Source organism: Streptococcus sp. 27098_8_69 (assembly GCF_041432445.1).
GTDB lineage: Bacteria > Bacillota > Bacilli > Lactobacillales > Streptococcaceae > Streptococcus.
In genome coordinates this window covers 1-19377 of sequence record NZ_JAPVZO010000034.1, presented here as the reverse complement: position 1 = coordinate 19377, position 19377 = coordinate 1, and the positions used below count along the sequence as shown (strand labels likewise).

Genomic DNA, 19377 nt, shown 5'->3' with positions numbered 1-19377 from the left:
CTTACTCTTATAACAATAAAAGAATCACAAATGTGATCCTTCTTCTCTTGTATTTCGCTTTAATGAAAAGTAGTCTGGTACTGGATCTTTACCCGTTTCAGACCAAGGATGGCAACGTAATATCCTAGCCAAGCCCATCAAAACTCCCTTGAATCCATGTTTTTCAATAGCCTGAATCATATAGTTTGAACAAGAGGGTTCAAATCTGCAAGACGGTGGAAAGGCTGGCGAGATAAAGCATTGGTAAAAGCGCACTGGCGCAATTAAGATTTTTTTCATTATTCATTATTTATTATTTATTATTTGTTACAGCCATGGTGTGTAGTTGGCTGATTTCTTTTTTATTGAGACGACGTGATTCTCCTGGACGAAGTCCTGTCAAGTCTAGATGACCAAAACGAGTTCGAGAAAGTTTATCTACTTGGAGACCAACAGCTTCAAACATCTTTTTAACCTGGTGATTGCGTCCCTCATGGATTGTTAACTGTACAACTGAACGGTTTTTAACTGGATCCACTTTAAGAATCTCATAAACAGCCGGCTTGGTCTTCTTGCCATCAATCTCTACTCCACGAGTCAAGGGACGGAGATTTTCTTTGTTGGCAATCCCTTTCACACGCGCAACATAGACCTTATCAATCTCATTACGAGGGTGAATCATCTCATCTGTAAAGTCCCCATCGTTGGTCAAAATCAAGACTCCAGATGTATCCCAGTCCAAACGTCCCACAGGGTAGATACGCTCTTTCACATTAGGCAAGAGGTCCACAACCGTCTTGCGGCCCTTGTCATCTGTCACACTGGAAATGACACCGCGTGGTTTGTTAAGCAGATAATAAACCTTTTCTTCGTTGTAGATAGGTTGACCTTCAACTTCAACCTTGTCGCCTGACTTGATAGTGGTTGCTAATTCACGTACCATTTGGCCGTTGACAGTCACCAAGCCTTGCTTGATCAACTCTTCTGCTTTTCTCCTACTGGCCACACCTGCGTGGGCAATATATTTATTGATTCTCATCTTCTTCTATCCTTTCACCAAATAATTGGCTTTCTTGTGCTTGAATGTCAAGCTCATCAATCACGGGCAATTCTTCCAAGTGGTTAATGCCCATGTAATCTAGGAAATAATCCGTCGTTACATAGAGATTAGGGCGTCCAAGTACCTCTTTTTTCCCATCTTCTCGTATCAAGTCAAAGGCCTGCAACTTAGCTAGAGCACCGCTAGAGTTGACCCCACGGATGGCATCAATTTCTATCCGTGTGATAGGCTGCTTATAAGCAATGATGGACAAGGTTTCTAGCGCAGCTCGAGATAGACTCTGGTTGATGGGCGCCTTAGAATATTCTTTCAAAATAGCTGCAAATTGAGGCTTGGTTACCAATCTGTAGGCACCACCTGTCTCAATCAGGGCCAGACTAGAATCCTGGTCTTTTTCATACTTTTTGGCTAATTTTTCTAGACTCTGCTGAATACCTGTTGGAGGTAGCGAGAGGAGTTCAGCCAATTGACGAATCCTAATCCCATCTTCACCCGCTACAAAGAGGAGTGCTTCTATTTCTGCTAAAGTACTCATATTTCCTCTCTATCAAGCCTGACTTTGTTCTACTTGATTTTCTTCTTTCTTTTTCAGGAGATAGATATCTCCAAAGCTCTCTTTTTGAATTAAGAGAATTTCTTGGGTTTTAATCAACTCCAAAGTTGCTAAAAAGAGTGTGATGACCTCTTGTAAATCCTTGGTTTCTTTAAACAAATCCTGCAAGCATAATTGCTCACCTTCAACCAAGGCTTCTCGAACGATAACCATCATATCTTCAATCTTATACTCATCTCGTAAAATGGTTGTATGATTTTGCGAGAACTCTTCTTTTTTCTTGGAAAGCAAGTTTGAAAAGGCTAAGAAAAGATCAATCGTCGTCTTATCATGCACAAGTTCTGCATCCTCATAGACCAACTCTGTGGGTGCTTTTGAGTAATATTGGGCTCGTTCCTGGTGCTTCACTTCCAACTGCTCTCCCAAAAGTTTAAACTTACGGTATTCTTCGATTTGAGAAAGGAGGTCCTGCTCCAGATCATCCTCTAGGTCCGTCACTTCTGCAACCTTCGGCAAGAGCTTGCGACTTTTGATCAGCATAAGTTGGCTAGCCATGACCATGTATTCGCCTGCGACTTCCAAACGCATGGCTTGTAAGGTTGAGATATAGGCTAGATATTGCTCGATAACCTCTGTAATCGGCACATCATAGATATCCATCTGGTACTTTGAAACCAAGTGCAAAAGAAGATCCAAAGGCCCTTCAAAATCTTTTAATTTAATATCCATTATCTATATTTTTCCAAGGTCATGACTGTCTTTAATCCTAATTTTTTAGCAATTTCGTACAAGTCAACCTTTTCTTCGATTTGTCTTAATATAAACTGTTCTCTCAATCCTTGGGCAGATAAATCTGAAAAACCTTTTTCCTTTAGAAAGGCTTCTAACTGACGAAAGGCCCATTGACGAGAGTAGGGCTTACCAGCCTTTTCAAAGAGGTAGGTCTGTCCCATCAAGGGTTCTAACTCCGCAAGCAAGTTTGTGGGAAGGCTCAAGATTCTTTGTTGAGAAGCTTTATTGACTCTCAACACTTGAAAATCTAGGTTCACATCACTTGTTTTTAAGGCTAGAATTTCACTTGGTAAGAGGCCCAATTCAACTATCAGTAAGGCCAACAAGCGTCCCTCTGGATAGGCACTTTCTTGCCAGAAAGAACTGAGATCTAAAAGTTCTGACTGAACTTGCTTTTTCTCAGCCTGTTTCGGCAATTCTAAACGATAAAAGGTAGCAATTTTCCCCTTCTGGTATAAAAAGTAAAGAAATTGATTGCAAGCAGAAACCTTACGCTTTTGGACACTGATTTTAAACTGAGATAGTTGAGCTTGGTAGATTTTTAAACTTGTCTCAGAGATTCGTTCTCCTACAAGATCTAAAAACTGCTCCAAGTCATACTTATAGGATTGCTTAGAATTTACAGACAAACCTTGTTTTTCTTCTAAAAATGCTGAAATTCCTTCTCTCATTTGCTTCGAATCTCATATTCCTTACTAAAATCATGCAAGAGAGCATTGACAGCCTTAAGAATAGACTTCCGTGTGATAATGCCTTGGAAGATACCATCCTTGTCAACGACTGGTAGGAAAGACTCATCCACTAACTTATGTAAAACATCCGTCAGTGTATAGTCTGGACTGACAACTGCCACGTCCTTCTTGGTCATATGTACGATATCCGTATCTGCCATGGCTTCCTGACTCAAGCCCTGCTCCATCTGGTAGGCCAGAATGTCTCTAAGTCCAATGGTTCCGACAAATTCTTTCTCATCAGTCACTACTGGCACTCTGGTATAGGTCATCTGGCTAAGGAGGAGAATTGCATGATCTGCATTGTGGGTATCAATGAGTACAGCCAAGTTTTCAGCAGGAGTTAAAAAGGTTTCCTCTTGCTCCAGTAAAAACTGTTCAAACTCTTTGGCAATCATCGAGCAAACTCCTTGGATAAGCCTGGATAGACCTCATGGTTCCGTGTCAAAAAGTCCACTTTAAAGTAGCTATCATCAATCTCTACACGGGCATAGAGACATTCTCTGATGATCCCACGTGGCTGACTAATAGAACCAGGATTTAGGAAGAGGGTCTTTCCTTCCATCCAAGCTTTTGGAACATGCAAGTGCCCATAAAGACAGATATCTGCATCTTCCTCTTGAGCCCAAAAATCAAGCTTTTGGAAATTGAAGTTAATATCAAACAAATGTCCATGAGTCTGGATAATCTTGGTAGGACCCAGTTGAGTCACCAAACGTTCTGGATAGTCTGAATAAAAGTCCATGTTTCCTCTGACTACTTGGATTCCTTCCCAAAGTGGTGAATCCGGACGAAGTTCCGAGTCACCATCGTGAAAAATAGCATCAACTTTCCCAAGATAGCGGTCACGGATTTCTTCTACAATTAAGCTATCTCCATGAGAATCGCTCATTACAATGATGGTTTGCTTTGCCATGATGGAAATACCTCCAAAAGTTTCTTAACGGCTAAGGCACGGTGGGATTGACTATTTTTTTCTTCGAGGGTTAATTCAGCTGAGGATTTGCCAGTTTCTCCTACTAAGAAGAGCGGATCATAGCCAAAACCATTTTCACCCTTAGGTTCAAAATTAATGTAGCCTGGCCAGTCAGCTTCGACAACCAAGCTTTCCTTACCTGGGCTAGCTACGACCAAGGTTGTATGGAATTGAGCTGAACGGTCCTTGAGTTCAAAGACCATAGCTAATTCGTGCAAGAGTTTAGCATTGTTTTCCTGGTCAGTGGCTCCCACTCCTGCGAAACGAGCTGACCAAACGCCTGGCAGACCACCGAGGACATCGACTTTAAGACCAGAATCATCTGCTAGAACCATCTTTCCTGTTAATTTAGAGATGGTTTCTGCCTTCAGGCGGGCATTTTCTTCAAAGGTCATACCTGTTTCGGCTACTTCAGGTAGGTCTGGATAATCATTGAGATTTTCTACGTCATAACCTAGTTTGTCAAAGATAGCACGAAATTCCTTGGTTTTACCCTCGTTACGAGTTGCAATCAACAAGGTTTCTCTGACTTTATTTGTCTCGAAAAAGTCTTGAACATTGACTCCTTCTTTAGGCAATTCTACATGCAGAAGTTGTCCATTTTCAACTAAGAGCAAGGCACCCTGACGTTGAATAACTTCCAAGTTTCGGTCCGCTTCTTGGTTGAGAATATCTACCACAAAAGAGAGTAAGCGGTAGGCTGAACCATATCGTAAAACAGTGACTGAAAGCGGAAATCCTCGCTCCTCATCTCGAAAGATTTTGGCCAAATCAAATAGCGGAAACTCTAACTCATCATCCGTCAAAGTCCGAATGCCACCAAAAACACTGTAGGATCCAACATACCAGTCCTGGTCATCTTTGTATTCATAAATTTTGTTTGTCATAATGTTACATGCTCCACATGAATCTCTTTTTCCAGCCACTCTGCTCCTATCTGGGCAAAACTTTGGCTATTTGCAGTTGTGTAAAAACGGTGTTGAAGGGGCGCTGCATCTCGGCTACGGTTAATCTCAAAGTAATTGAGCAAGACTGAAATATCACGCACACACTCAGCTCCACTATCGATCAGCTGAACCTTAGGCCCCATGACATTTTGGATGATAGGTCTGAGGAGTGGATAATGAGTACAGCCTAAAATCAAGCTATCTACTTTTCCGACTAAGGGACGCAAAGTTTCATAGACAACTTTCTTGGTCACACTGGTCGATAGAGCACCTGACTCGACCAAGGGAGCAAACTTAGGGCAGGCCAAGCTTTCCACTTGTAAATCTGGGTCTAGATCATGAATCTTTTGTCGATAAATATCTGATTTTACCGTCATCGGGGTTCCAATCACACCGATCTTCCCACCTTGACTCGCTTTGATGGCTGCTGATGCACCAGGCAAAATCACACCCAGCACCGGAATATCCAACTTGGCTTTAATCTCTTCCCAAACGACTGCCGTTGCTGTATTACACGCAATGACAATCATCTTAACATCCTTGGTCAAAAGAAAGTTGACCAGTTGCCAAGTATATTCACGAATCTGCTCAGCAGGACGGGGACCATAAGGAGCCCGTGCCGAATCTCCAATATAGACGATTTCTTCATGGGGAAGCTGGCGCATGAGTTCACGTACAACCGTCAAACCTCCAACGCCCGAATCCAAAAAACCAATCGGTCGATTATCCATACAGTCTTCTTTCTAGTATTTTTTTCTGATTGATAGTTCATTATTATTCATTTCTTCCTGAAATTGCTGACAGACTGGGTAGCTCCCCACTGTCTCCCTCTTAATCATAATCAAATATCAATAGAATGCAAGGAAAAAGTCTTGTCTCTAAATATCAGTCAAACATAGTGAGAAGTCTGGAACTTTCATCCCAGACTTTTCCTATTTATTTCTTTTTATTGTTAGCAAGGGCTGCTTTTTGTTGGCGAATGATTTGGTGGTAAACTTGTTGTACTTTAGCTTCGCTTGGCTTTTGACCGTTTGCACTCAAGAGAGTACGAACTGCTTCTGCGTTCAAACGTGGGTTATCCGCAAATTCTTTTTCGATTTGCTTGCGCACCAAGTACATACCTCCAAGAGCTCCTCCTAGAAAAGCTAAAAGAATCAATACAATTGCTAAAATAAGGTTCATTACATTTCTCCTGTTTCTTTTTGAATCTTCTATATTATACCATAAACTCCCACGCCTGACTAGTTTGAGTTACGCTTTCATAGAAATGGATTCTAGTAAAAAAAGAGCCCTTCTATTCCTTAGAAAAAGGCTCTTTCTTGATTTTAATCTACATAAATCGCTAGCGTTTGGTATGGTTTAAGAATTACTTTTTCAGCAAGTTCCACATTCTCATAGTTTGACAAGAGCAAGCGCCCTGCTTGGTATTCTGCCGAGATTGCCACTTCAGCTTCACTGCCATAGAAATGATTGAGCACCAAGAGTTTTTGACCGTCTAAGTGGCGTTCAAAGGCGTAGACTTGATTACTATCTTCAAATGCTGGCTGGTAGCTTCCTTCTGAAATGATGGGCATTTCTTTGCGCAAGCGAATCAATTCTTGATAGAATTTAAAGATTGGACCGTCGATTTCATTTTCAACGTTGATGTCTTTATAAGATTTACCAACCTTCAACCATGGAGTACCTGTTGAAAAACCTGCATTTTCAGAAGCATCCCATTGCATTGGTGTACGAGAATTATCACGTGACTTAGCTTGGATAATTTCGAAAGCTTGCTGAGGGGACTTGCCTTGATCCAAAAGCATCTGGTAAGCATTGATGGATTCCACATCCACATAATCTGCCATCGAATCATAGTCTGGATCAATCATGCCGATTTCTTCGCCCATGTAGATATAAGGGGTCCCACGTGACAAGTGAATGCTAGCTGCCAGCATGGTCGCTCCTTCATTACGGAAGTTCTGGATATCCACAAAGCGATTCAGAGCGCGAGGCTGGTCATGGTTATTCCAGAAAAGGGCACTCCAACCACCTCGTTCACTCATTTCCTTGCCCCATGTATGATAGAGACGTTTGAGCTCTTCAAAATCAAAGGGAGCAATGGTCCATTTTTGACCATCTTCATAGTCTACTTTAAGATGATGGAAGTTAAAGGTCATAGACAACTCGTGACGCTCTGGAGCTGAATAAAGAACACAGTTATCAATCGTTGTCGACGACATCTCTCCAACTGTCATAAAACTATCATCAGAACCGAAGGTCGCTTCATTCATCATGTGAAGATAGTCATGGACAATTGGTTTATCCGTATAAGCTGGTTTCCCTTCGTTTTCAGGGCAATCCACCAAGACCTCATCTTTACCGATCAAATTAATCACGTCAAAACGAAATCCTTTGACACCCTTGTCACGCCAGAAGTTGACCACCTGGAACAATTCCTTGCGGACATTGGGATTACGCCAATTGAGATCCGCCTGCGTCACGTCAAAGAGGTGGAGATAGTATTTTCCTGTATCTCCAAAAGGTGACTAGGCAGAACCACCAAATTTAGACAACCAATCGGTTGGTTGGTCCTGAATGAAGAAGAAATCTTGGTAGTATTTGTCTCCAGCAAGAGCCTTTTGAAACCATTCATGCTCCGTTGAGCAGTGGTTGAGCACCATATCTAGCATGAAGTCAATCTTGTATTCTTTTCCGACACGGACCATTTCTTCAAAATCAGCCATATCCCCAAAGATAGGATTGACGGCTGTATAGTCTGAAATATCGTAGCCATTATCCCGCTGAGGGCTTGGGTAGAAAGGATTGAGCCAAACCATATCCACGCCCAACTCCGCTAGATAAGGAATTTTTTCGATGATGCCTCTGAAATCACCGATTCCACTTCCTGTCGTGTCCTTATATGATTTTGGATAGATTTGATAGACAACTTTTCTTTTATCAAGAGCCATAGTTTCTCCTTTTTGATAAAAGGGAGGGAGCTATATCCCAACCCTATACATTTTAAAACTTATACTCTTCGAAAATCTCTTCAAACCACGTCAGCGTCGCCTTACCGTAGGTATGGTTACTGACTTCGTCAGTTCTATCCGCAACCTCAAAACAGTGTTTTGAGCTGACTTCGTCAGTTCTATCCACAACCTCAAAACGGTGTTTTGAGCAACCTGCGTCTAGCTTCCTAGTTTGCTCTTTGATTTTCATTGAGTATTAGATTCGCTTGGCGACCATCAAGTCTTCCCCGTGTTTAATCATTCGAGGATAAGTTCCTTCGATTGTCGCTGTGTACGCATCTTGGTTAGTGATGATGACTGGAGTTTCAGTCACAAGTCCTGCATCCTTGATCACTTTCATGTCAAAGCTAATCAATTTTTGTCCTACAGTAACATGGTCTCCTTGAGATACAAGACTTTCAAAGCCACGACCTTCTAGACCAACAGTGTCCATGCCTATGTGCATCAATAACTCAACACCTTCATCTGATACAATACCGATGGCGTGCTTAGTTGGAAATAGGACTGTCACTGTACCATTTACTGGCGAAGTCAACTCACCTTGGCTTGGTTCAATCACTAGACCTTGTCCCATGACACCTGATGCAAAGACTGGGTCTGTTGCTTGACTTAGTTCTTTTACTTGTCCTTCCAGTGGACTGACAATTTTTGTTGAAGCAACAGGAGTTGATTCTTGATGATGGAATTCTGCTTCTTCCTGTGCTTGAAATTCTGCTTTTAATTCTGTGTCATCTTCTGTTTTTGTAAAGAGTCCTGCCTTACGGAAGAAGAAGGTCAATAGCATTGGAACAACGATTGCAACTAGCATGGTCCCTGCAAATGGAAGCATGTATTGTGGTTGAATAGAAAGAATACCTGGCAAACCACCGATACCGATAGAAGCAGCAGTCACGTTAAATGTCACAGAAAGCATACCTGCAAGAGCTGAACCAATCATCCCAGCCACAAATGGATAGATGTATTTGACGTTAACCCCAAAGAGGGCAGGTTCTGTTACACCGAGATAGGCTGAAATAGTTGCTGGAAGTGATACCTGAGCTTCACGCTCATCACGACGGTGCATCAAATAGTAAGCAAAAACTGCTGAACCTTGGGCAATATTAGAAAGAGCAATCATAGGCCAGAGAGCAGTTCCACCAGCATCAGCAATCAATTGCGTATCAATGGCATTGGTCATGTGGTGAAGACCAGTGATAACAAATGGAGCATAGAGGGCACCAAAGATCGCACCGAAGAGCCACTTAACTGGACCAGTTAACCCTGCCAATACAACTGCCGAGAGTCCTTGATCAATTGTCCATCCGATTGGTCCCAAAACAGTATGAGCCAAAATCAAGGCTGGAATCAATGATAAGAATGGTACAAAAATCATAGAAATGACTTCTGGGATATGCTTGCGCCAGAAAATTTCAAGATAAGCCAAACTCAATCCTGCCAGTAAAGCTGGGATAACTTGAGCTTGGTAACCAATACGATTAACCGTGAAGTAACCAAAATTCCATACCCAGTTGGCTGCAATTTCGGATGCAGGTGTCGAAGCAACCGCATAGGCATTCAGCAACTGAGGAGAAACCAAACAGATCCCGAGAACAATACCCAAGATTTGGCTGGTTCCCATCTTACGAGAAACAGACCAAGTAATCCCTACTGGCAAGAACTGGAAGATGGCCTCACCTGGCAACCAGAGGAAGTGATTGACTCCTGACCAAAACTGAGAGGATTCTGTGATGGTCTTGCCATCCAACATTGACCAATGCACGCCCTCAAGGACATTACGGAAACCGAGGATCAATCCTCCGACGATCAAGGCCGGAATGATCGGTGTAAAGATTTTAGCCAGAGTTGTCATCACACGTTGAACTGGATTTTGATTACTCTTAGCAGCTGACTTAGCCGCTTCTTTAGAAACTCCTTCGATCCCAGAAACAGCTGTAAAATCATTATAAAAAATGGGCACATCATTTCCGATGATTACCTGGAATTGACCAGCGTTTGTAAAAGTCCCCTTAACTGCTGAGATGGATTCGATAGCCTTGATATCAGCTTTCTGATCATCTCCTAGAACAAACCGCATCCGTGTTGCACAGTGGGTTACTGCCGTGATATTATCTTTGCCTCCGATTGCTTGTAGCAAGTCTTTAGCTTCTTGTTCAAATTTTCCCATTTGAATCTCCTTATATTTTTCAAGATTTCCTTGACTTGATAATCCAATTGTAATCGATACCAAACTTGTATGCAAGTTGTTTGTTAAAAATAATGGTTTTTTTCTGTATATTTTGGCAACTTGTATGGTAAAATAAATACAAGAAACTCTTGTAGGGTTCATCAATCGATTTTTTTAAAGGAAGAAATGTGAAAAAATATCAACAATTATACAAACAAATAGAAAAAGCAATTCATGAAGAAACCTATGCTGTTGGAGATTTTCTCCCTAGTGAACACGAACTCATGGACCAGTATCAGGTGAGTCGTGATACTGTACGAAAAGCCTTAGCTCTTCTCCAAGAAGAGGGATTGATTAAAAAAATCAGAGGGCAGGGTTCTCAGGTCATTAAAGAAGAAACTGTGAATTTCCCAGTGTCTAACCTAACTAGCTACCAAGAATTGGTCCAAGAGTTAGGACTTCGCTCAAAAACGAATGTCGTGAGTCTAGATAAAATTATCATCGATAAAAAAACTTCTCTGTTAACTGGCTTCCCAGAATTTCGGATGGTTTGGAAGGTGGTTCGTCAACGGGTGGTAGATGATCTGGTGTCCGTACTGGATATTGATTATCTAGATATGGAACTCGTTCCTAAACTAACCAGAGAAATTGCCGAACAATCTATCTACTCCTATATCGAAAATGATCTGAAGTTAATCATCGACTATGCTCAAAAGGAAATCACCATTGACCATAGTAACGATAGAGATAAGATTCTCATGGATATTGGTAAAGATCCCTATGTTGTTTCCATTAAGTCAAAAGTCTATCTCCAAGACGGATGCCAATTTCAGTTCACCGAAAGCCGACACAAACTTGAGAAGTTTCGATTTGTAGATTTTGCTAAGCGAAAGTAAATAGGATAAGGCGCATAGTTATCAAGTTTTAAAATAATGGAAGGTTTAAAATGGTGAAATAAGATGTTAGAGATACGAGAAAAAATTAGAACGAGCAAAGGTTATCAAGTCTTAATTGAAATGCTTGATAGTTACTTTGGTCAAGATTATATTATTCGAAAAATTACTTATGATGATTTGGATCCAACAAGTTTCGACTTTCGCTTATCTGTGGACTTTCCTAAACTAAAGGGAGTAGATGTAGGTATTGCTAATAGTGGTCCACGCCAGATGTTTCGTATGGGAGGAGATGGTGATATTAGCATAGGTATTCCTAAAATTGATGGCTTGGGGATGCTGACTTCAGGTGAAAGAGGAGATGGTCTATTTTGGATTTTAGGAGATAAAAAATTAGAGTGGGGTGGTCAAGTAAATAAAGCTGAAGAAGTTAAGTATTATTTTGATGCTTTCAAAAAATACTATGATAATCTTTAGAGAGTGATAGTGATGAAGATACGAGAAGAAATTAGAACGAGCAAAGGTTATCAAGTCTTAATTGAAATGCTTGATAGTTACTTCGGTCAAGATTATATTATCCGTAAAATCACTTATGATGATTTGGATCCAACAAGTTTTGATTTTCGCTTATCTGTGGACTTTCCCAAATTAAGGGGAGTAGATATTGGTGTTGGAAATAGCGGTCCACGGCAAATGTTTCGTATGGGTGGTACTGGTGTTATTGGCATAGCGGTTCCTAGACAAAATGGTATAAGTCTATTAACATCTGGTAAAAGAGGAGATGGCTTAGCAAAAACTTTAGGAAATACTAAGTTACGTTGGGGGAGTCGTGTAGATAATCTGGAAGAAGTTAAGTATTATTTTGATGCTTTCAAAAAATACTATGATAATCTTTAAAAAGTGATAATGATGAAGATGCGAGAAAAAATTAGAACGAGTAGAAACCTTTAACACTATGTATATTTCAAAATTAGTATAATTTTATCTGATTTAATTTTCTGAATTTATCTAAAAGATACTATGCAGAAAATACGAATATAATAAGGTGATAAGATTCATAACTTCGATACATGCAGAACAATTTATGTAGATTTAAAAAATTAGAGAAACTATTTGGTAAAATACTAAAAAAACTATAAATTAGTTGACCACCTTACCTACTATTATCTTTAATTAATTCTACTCGAAATTATCTCTACTAAATAAAAAGACTCTTTATTAACTACATAAAATAGTAGGTGATAAAGAGTCTTTTTAGTAGTAATACTAGACTAAAATCAAAAACCATCTTATAATAGTAGTTATGAAACTCACAAACGAAGAAATACAGAAAATTGAAAAACTCCTGAGAGATTCATCGTACGCCAAATATCACAAACGTCTACAGATTATTTATTTTCGCTCAAAAGGAAAGAGTTATAAGGAAATCATGGATCTGCTAGATTGCAATAAAACAACTGTTTGGAGGAATTTGAAAAAATATAAGGAGTTTGGTTTAGAAGCTCTTCTTCAAGAAACCCGTGGTGGACGTCATCGAGAATATATGACTTACGAAGAAGAACAATCATTTCTAAAACGTCATATAGAAGCTGCTCAGGCTGGGGAATTTGTGACTGTCAATCAGTTATTCGAAGCCTATCAAAAAGAGATTGGTCGCACTTCTACACATGATGGTTTTTATTATCTCTTGAAACGCCATGGTTGGCGAACGGTCACTCCCAGACCTGAACATCCCAAGAAGGCAGACGCTCAAACAATTGAGACGTCTAAAAATAAAATCTACATTCGAGACCTTAAGTAAGCGCTTTAAAGAGAAGGGGACTTATAACAAAGTACGTTTGATGTACCAAGATGAAGCCGGTTTCGGGAGAATCAGTAAGATGAGTTCTTGTTGGGCTCCTCAAGGAATCCGACCTAACATTCATAGTCATTATATGCGAGAATATCGCTATTGTTATGGGGCAGTAGATGCTCAGACAGGAGATTCCTTCTTCCTTATTTCTGGAGGATGCAATACTGAGTGGATGAATGAATTTCTACGGCAAGTCTCACAAGCTTATCCGGATGATTATATTTTACTTGTAATGGATAATGCTATATGGCATAAATCAAGTACCTTAGAGATTCCAAGTAGTAATATTGAGTTAGCTTTTATCCCACCTTATACACCAGAAATGAACCCTATTGAACAAGTCTGGAAAGAAATTCGAAAACGAGGCTTTAAAAATAAGGCGTTCCAAACATTAGAAGCCGCCTTTTTCTAGTCCTTCAAGAAGTTATTCAAGGACTAGAAAAAGGCGTTTTAAAGTCCACTGTCAGCAGACAATGGACAAGGTTGCTTTTTGAAAACAATTGAGTATTAGTAAAACTTAGTAAAATAAGCCCATTTTCCTTGAAAGCCCTTGCAATAACTCCATTTATTTGTTATATTAAAATTATCCGAAAAAATCACATATATTTCTGAAGACTTATTTTTTTGCAATAAAATGTATGCGCTTCCAAACATGAGAGAGGAGAATTTTGTGGATAAGAGATATTGGGAAAAATCCTGTAAGTATAGCATCCGAAAATTGAGCATCGGAGCTGCCTCTATTTTACTAGGAGCTGTTTTTTTAGCAGCACAGGGTGTGGCTGCTGATGGTATCGAGATTCCGGAAAGTGAGGCAACAATTACTGAAACCTCTGCTAAACCGGATCCGAAAGTTGAGGAAGTTGTTGCTTCTAACACAGAGACTCAGCCTATAGCTGAATCATCTGAGAAGCAAACCATCGCAGAGCCAGAATTACCTCAAACAAGTAGTCAGTCAGATACTAGCACAGCTACTCCTCCTGCTGAAAATAAGGAGAGCGAGAAACCAGAACTTCCTGTGAACAAGCAAGAACATTACGAACTACATTACAACCAACCAACTGCTCCTTCCTATGATGGATGGGAAAAACAAGCCCTGCCAGTCGGAAATGGAGAAATGGGTGCCAAAGTCTTTGGCTTGATTGGTGAAGAAAGAATCCAGTACAATGAAAAAACACTTTGGTCTGGAGGCCCACAGCCAGATAGTCAAGACTACAACGGCGGAAACTACAAAGATCGCTACAAGGTCTTAGCAGAAATCCGTAAGGCCTTAGAGGACGGTGACCGTCAAAAAGCCAAACGCCTAGCTGAAAGAAATCTCGTTGGGCCTAATAATGCCCAATATGGTCGCTACCTAGCCTTCGGTGATGTCTTTATGGTCTTCAATAACCAAAAGAAAGGCTTGGAGAATGTTACCGACTACTACCGTGGCTTGGATATTTCTGAAGCTATCACAACTACCTCCTATACCCAAGATGGGACAAGCTTCAAACGCGAGACCTTCTCTAGCTTCCCAGACGATGTTACTGTCACCCACTTGAGTAAAAAAGGGGATAAGACCCTTGATTTTACACTTTGGAATAGCTTAACAGAAGACCTAATTGCTAATGGACAGTATTCTTGGGATAATTCTAATTACAAAAAGGGGACTGTCAGTGTAGATTCTAATGGTATTTTGCTCAAGGGTACTGTTAAAGATAACGGCCTTCAATTTGCCTCTTATCTTGGTATCAAGACTGACGGACAAGTCACTGCTCAAGATGGTTATTTGACTGTTACAGGAGCAAGCTATGCGACCCTTTTACTCAGTGCCAAGACTAATTTTGCTCAAAATCCAAAAACTAATTATCGCAAGGATATTGACGTAGAGAAAACTGTCAAATCTATCGTAGATACTGCCAAGGCAAAAGACTATGAGACTCTGAAAAATGACCACATCAAGGATTACCAAAGCCTTTTCAATCGTGTTCAACTAAACCTCGGCGGTAGCAAGTCTAATCAAACTACAAAAGAAGCTCTCCAAACCTATAATCCAACAAAAGGTCAAAAGCTAGAAGAACTCTTCTTCCAATACGGACGTTACCTACTGATCAGTTCTTCTCGTAACCGGACAGATGCCCTCCCTGCCAACTTGCAAGGGGTCTGGAATGCTGTAGATAATCCACCTTGGAACTCAGACTACCACCTCAATGTCAACCTACAAATGAACTACTGGCCTGCCTACATGAGTAATCTCGCAGAAACGGCTAAGCCAATGATTAATTATATTGATGACATGCGTTACTATGGCCGTATCGCTGCTAAAGAATATGCAGGTATCGAATCCAAAGAAGGTCAAGAAAACGGTTGGTTGGTTCATACTCAGGCGACACCATTTGGTTGGACTACTCCTGGTTGGAACTACTATTGGGGTTGGTCTCCAGCTGCCAATGCTTGGATGATGCAAAACGTCTATGACTACTACAAATTCACCAAGGATGAAACTTATCTTAAAGAAAAGATTTATCCAATGCTCAAGGAAACTGCTAAGTTCTGGAATTCCTTCTTGCACTACGACAAGGCTAGTGACCGTTGGGTTTCTTCTCCATCTTACTCGCCAGAACATGGAACTATCACGATTGGGAATACCTTTGACCAATCTCTAGTTTGGCAGTTATTCCACGACTATATGGAAGCAGCCAATCATCTGAAGGTCGACCAAGATTTGGTGACAGAAGTGAAGGCTAAATTTGACAAGCTCAAACCACTTCACATCAACCAAGACGGCCGTATCAAGGAATGGTACGAGGAAGACAGCCCACAATTCACCAACGAAGGCATTGAAAATCATCACCGTCACGTTTCACATCTAGTTGGTCTCTTCCCAGGCACCTTATTTGGCAAGGATCAACCTGAATATCTGGAAGCAGCACGCGCAACCTTAAACCACCGTGGAGATGGTGGAACTGGATGGTCTAAGGCCAATAAAATCAACCTCTGGGCTCGTCTGCTTGATGGAAATCGTGCTCACCGTTTGTTGGCTGAACAGCTCAGATCTTCAACCCTAGAAAATCTCTGGGATACCCACGCGCCTTTCCAAATCGATGGAAACTTTGGTGCAACCAGCGGTATGGCAGAAATGCTCCTTCAATCTCACACAGGCTACATTGCTCCATTACCAGCCCTTCCAGATGCATGGAAAGACGGACAAGTTTCTGGTCTTGTAGCCCGTGGCAACTTTGAAGTCAGCATGAAATGGCAAGAAAAAAATCTTGAAACATTATCTTTCATTTCTAATGTCGGTGGAGACTTAGTCGTAGACTATCCAAATATCGAATCTAGTATTATCAAGATTAATGGTAAGGAAGTTCAAGCTAGTCGCCTCAAAGATAATCGTATCCAACTTGCGACTCAAAAGGGTGATGTCATTACCTTTGAAAACTTCCCTGGACGGGTGACTCGCCTATCAGCCCTTCGAAAAGACGCCATGACGGCTGAACTTGATTTTAACCCAGTCAAGGGAGCAAGTCATTATGTCATCCAGCGAGAAAGCAAGGATGAAAATAGCCAAGCTTCTACCCTACGTGAGTTTATCACCAACCAAACTCACTTTATCGATCGCTCAATTGATTCTAGCCACGCCTATACTTATAGCGTTAAGGCTATGCTAGGGAATCGTACAACACCAGTTTCAGACGTTGCTTCCATCGATGCCTTCAGTGAGTTGATGGATGACCGTGACAAGCGCATCCAGTACGGCTCTGCTTATGGAAACTGGGCTGACTCAGAACTCTTTGGTGGAACAGAGAAATACGCCGATATCTCAAATGGAAATTACTCCGATAAGGATGCGACTGCAACTATTCCTTTCAATGGACCTGGTATTGAAATCTACGGACTCAAGTCATCTCAATTGGGACTTGCTGACGTTAAAATCGATGGTAAATCTGTTGGAGAACTTGACTTCTATACAGCAGGAGCAACTGAAAAAGGTGTCCTAATCGGTCGTTACACAAATCTTTCTTCAGGTCCTCATTTGATGACCATCACAGTTAAGCGCGAACACAAAGGACGTGCCAATGAGCGTGCAAAAATTTCTCTCGATTACTTCAAAGTCTTCCCAGGACAAGGAGCAACTGTTGAGAAGATTGACGACCGTGACCCTCGTATCCAGTATGGTTCCATGTTTAAGGATTGGAGCGATGCAGAACTATATGCTTCTACAGAAAAATACGCTGACATCAACGCTGATGATAGCCTCGCTTCTGAAGCCACTGCAACCATCCCATTCTCTGGAACAGGTATCCGAATCTATGGATTAAAAACGGTATCACTAGGCAAGGCACTTGTCACACTGGATGGAAAAGAGATGCCAGCCCTTGACTTCTACACTCCAGGAGCGACTGAAAAAGGAGCTTTGATTGGCGAATTCACCAATCTAGCTGATGGTGATCACGTCCTAACTTTGAAAGTAGATCCAGATTCTCCAGAAGGGCGAAAGAAAATCTCTCTTGATTCCTTTGATATCTTAAAGGCACCATCTGTGTCTCTCGATAGTCCAAGCCTTGATCCTATTAAGTCCAAAGATAAGACTGTTACCTTAACCCTACCAACTGGCAATTGGGATGGAGTCGCTGTCACCTTCCCTGGTATCAAAGATCCTCTTCTACTCAGAAAAGTCGATGATGATCATCTTGTCACATCAGGTGAACAAACTGTTCTAACCATTAAGGATAACAAGGTTCAACTAGACATCCCTGAAACTACAGATCGTAAAGCTGGCAATCCGATAGAAGCTTATGCTATCCAAGGAAAAATAATCAGCAGCTCTGTTGTAACAGTATTTCCTAAGGATGAAACCAGTCCAGTGGAAGAAAAAATTCAAACAAGTAAAGGGGATGAGCCTGCTCCAGTAGTAACCATACCTGAGTACACAGATCCTATCGGAACTGCAGGTGACCAAGAAGCGCCTTCTGTGGTAATTCCTGAATATACTGGGCCTATCGGAACTGCAGGTGACCAAGAAGCACCTTCTGTGGTAATTCCTGAATACACTGAACCTATCGGTACAGTAGGAGACCAAGAAGCGCCTTCCGTACTAATTCCTGAATACACTGAGCCTATTGGAACTGCAGGTGACCAAGAAGCGCCTTCTGTAGTAATTCCTGAATACACTGAACCTATCGGGACAGCGGGAGACCAAGAAGCGCCTTCTGTAGTAATTCCTGAATACACTGAACCTATCGGTACAGCGGGAGACCAAGAAGCGCCTTCCCTAGTAATCCCTGAATACACCGAGCCTATCGGGACTGCGGGAGACCAGGAAGCGCCTTCTGTGGTAATTCCTGAATACACTGAGCCTATCGGGACTGCAGGAGACCAAGAAGCGCCTTCTGTAGTAATTCCTGAATACACTGAACCTATCGGGACTGCAGGAGACCAAGAAGCACCTTCTGTGGTTATCCCTGAATACACTGAGCCTATTGGAACAGCGGGAGACCAAGAAGCGCCTTCTGTGGAAATACCTGAGTACACTGAGCCTATCGGCACAGCGGGAGATCAAGAAGCGCCTTCTGTGGTTATCCCTGAATACACTGAGCCTATCGGGACTGCAGGAGACCAAGAAGCACCTTCCGTAATAATTCCTGAATATACTGAACCTATCGGTACTGCAGGAGATCAGGAAGCGCCTTCTGTGGTTATCCCTGAATACACTGGCCCTGTCGGAACAGTTGGGGACCAGAAAGCACCTACTGTGGAAAGACCTGAATATACCAAACCTATTGGAACAGGTAGTGGTCAAGCCGCGCCAAGTAACACAGTTCCTGAGTTTAAACTCAAAGTATTGAAAGACAAGACTACAAGAGTTCAAGTTATTAGTGGAACAACTGAACTAGGAGGCGCAAGCTACCTCGATAGTCAAAAAGTTGAAAACAAAGAACTCTTGGGCAAGAAATACGATGCTTACACTCTTCAACTCAAGGATAAAGATGGACAGCCAGTTCAACCAAAAGGTGCTGTACTCGTTCGACTACCAATTTCAGGTGATGTTCAAGAACTCTATCAATTAACTTCAACAAATGAATTAAAATCACAAGAATTCACCATTCGAGACGGTATGATTGAGTTTATTACTTTTGACGTGAGCACTTACGCTATTGTTTACAAGACAGAAGACTCAACTGTTAAACCTGTCCCAGCTCATACGGAAGAAAGAAACCTAGAAACCACAAAACCATTGGTTGAAAGTAATGAGGCCAATGATCAGGTCTCTACGAATGACAGACAACTCCCAGCTACAGGTGAACAAGCTAGCCCTCTCCTCTTTATGGCAAGTCTCAGCCTAGCCCTCTCGGCCACCTTCTTACTAAAAGGTAAGAAAGATTAACCATTGTCCCCCCCAGGAATAAAAATTTATTCCTAGATAAAAAAGGATGGAAAAT

16 protein-coding genes and 2 pseudogenes are annotated in these 19377 nt (G+C 41.4%); 5 read left to right on the top strand and 13 right to left on the bottom strand.

Features of this window, described 5'->3' with window-relative positions; genetic code table 11:
- Positions 1 to 24 precede the first annotated feature (24 nt).
- From yidD to treP, 13 genes and pseudogenes are all read right to left on the bottom strand, one after another.
- A complete protein-coding gene (yidD, locus tag O3658_RS09855) occupies positions 25 to 279 on the bottom strand; it encodes a membrane protein insertion efficiency factor YidD (protein ID WP_371561251.1) in 255 nt (84 codons plus the stop codon).
- Between the two features lie 13 nt (positions 280 to 292).
- Positions 293 to 1018, bottom strand: coding sequence for a pseudouridine synthase (locus O3658_RS09850; RefSeq protein ID WP_371561249.1), 726 nt, complete (start codon positions 1016 to 1018; stop codon positions 293 to 295).
- Positions 1005 to 1574 carry an SMC-Scp complex subunit ScpB gene (gene scpB, locus O3658_RS09845; RefSeq protein WP_281335478.1) on the bottom strand — a complete coding sequence of 190 codons (570 nt, stop codon included), beginning with the start codon at positions 1572 to 1574 and terminating at the stop codon, positions 1005 to 1007. Before scpB ends, O3658_RS09850 begins: the two co-directional genes overlap by 14 nt.
- 12 nt (positions 1575 to 1586) lie before the next feature.
- Positions 1587 to 2321, bottom strand: a complete 735-nt coding sequence (locus tag O3658_RS09840; protein ID WP_371561246.1) for a segregation/condensation protein A — start codon at positions 2319 to 2321, stop codon at positions 1587 to 1589.
- Positions 2321 to 3055 carry a site-specific tyrosine recombinase XerD gene (gene xerD / locus O3658_RS09835; protein ID WP_371561244.1) on the bottom strand — a complete coding sequence of 245 codons (735 nt, stop codon included), beginning with the start codon at positions 3053 to 3055 and terminating at the stop codon, positions 2321 to 2323. The genes O3658_RS09840 and xerD overlap by 1 nt, the downstream gene beginning before the upstream one ends.
- On the bottom strand, positions 3052 to 3513 hold the full coding sequence (gene cbpB / locus O3658_RS09830; RefSeq protein ID WP_153224879.1) for a cyclic-di-AMP-binding protein CbpB: 462 nt from the start codon (positions 3511 to 3513) through the stop codon (positions 3052 to 3054). Before cbpB ends, xerD begins: the two co-directional genes overlap by 4 nt.
- Positions 3510 to 4031, bottom strand: coding sequence for a metallophosphoesterase (locus O3658_RS09825; RefSeq protein WP_371561242.1), 522 nt, complete (start codon positions 4029 to 4031; stop codon positions 3510 to 3512). The genes cbpB and O3658_RS09825 overlap by 4 nt, the downstream gene beginning before the upstream one ends.
- A complete protein-coding gene (locus O3658_RS09820; RefSeq protein ID WP_178895470.1) occupies positions 4007 to 4978 on the bottom strand; it encodes a nucleoside-triphosphate diphosphatase in 972 nt (323 codons plus the stop codon). Before O3658_RS09820 ends, O3658_RS09825 begins: the two co-directional genes overlap by 25 nt.
- Positions 4975 to 5769: a glutamate racemase gene (gene racE, locus O3658_RS09815; RefSeq protein WP_049503242.1), complete on the bottom strand. Its 795-nt coding sequence runs from the start codon at positions 5767 to 5769 to the stop codon at positions 4975 to 4977. The genes O3658_RS09820 and racE overlap by 4 nt, the downstream gene beginning before the upstream one ends.
- 205 nt (positions 5770 to 5974) lie before the next feature.
- Positions 5975 to 6220: a YneF family protein gene (locus tag O3658_RS09810; RefSeq protein ID WP_001048970.1), complete on the bottom strand. Its 246-nt coding sequence runs from the start codon at positions 6218 to 6220 to the stop codon at positions 5975 to 5977.
- Between the two features lie 143 nt (positions 6221 to 6363).
- Positions 6364 to 7989 (bottom strand): annotated as a pseudogene (treC, locus tag O3658_RS09805) (alpha,alpha-phosphotrehalase).
- Between the two features lie 52 nt (positions 7990 to 8041).
- Positions 8042 to 8239: a hypothetical protein gene (locus tag O3658_RS09800; protein WP_371561239.1), complete on the bottom strand. Its 198-nt coding sequence runs from the start codon at positions 8237 to 8239 to the stop codon at positions 8042 to 8044.
- A gap of 6 nt (positions 8240 to 8245) precedes the next feature.
- Complete coding sequence (treP, locus tag O3658_RS09795; RefSeq protein ID WP_371561237.1) at positions 8246 to 10213, bottom strand: PTS system trehalose-specific EIIBC component; 1968 nt, start codon at positions 10211 to 10213, stop codon at positions 8246 to 8248.
- Between the two features lie 188 nt (positions 10214 to 10401).
- Between treP and treR the strand changes: the two genes are divergently transcribed.
- The 5 genes and pseudogenes from treR to O3658_RS09770 all read left to right on the top strand — a co-directional run bounded on the left by treR (position 10402) and on the right by O3658_RS09770 (position 19322).
- Positions 10402 to 11109, top strand: a complete 708-nt coding sequence (gene treR, locus O3658_RS09790) for a trehalose operon repressor (protein ID WP_371561235.1) — start codon at positions 10402 to 10404, stop codon at positions 11107 to 11109.
- A gap of 63 nt (positions 11110 to 11172) precedes the next feature.
- Positions 11173 to 11583, top strand: coding sequence for a hypothetical protein (locus O3658_RS09785; protein WP_371561233.1), 411 nt, complete (start codon positions 11173 to 11175; stop codon positions 11581 to 11583).
- Between the two features lie 12 nt (positions 11584 to 11595).
- A complete protein-coding gene (locus O3658_RS09780; RefSeq protein WP_371561232.1) occupies positions 11596 to 12003 on the top strand; it encodes a hypothetical protein in 408 nt (135 codons plus the stop codon).
- A 406-nt stretch (positions 12004 to 12409) separates the two neighbouring features.
- A pseudogene (locus tag O3658_RS09775) lies at positions 12410 to 13462 on the top strand (IS630 family transposase).
- Between the two features lie 166 nt (positions 13463 to 13628).
- Positions 13629 to 19322, top strand: coding sequence for an SIALI-17 repeat-containing surface protein (locus O3658_RS09770; RefSeq protein ID WP_371561230.1), 5694 nt, complete (start codon positions 13629 to 13631; stop codon positions 19320 to 19322).
- The last annotated feature ends 55 nt before the right edge of the window (positions 19323 to 19377 follow it).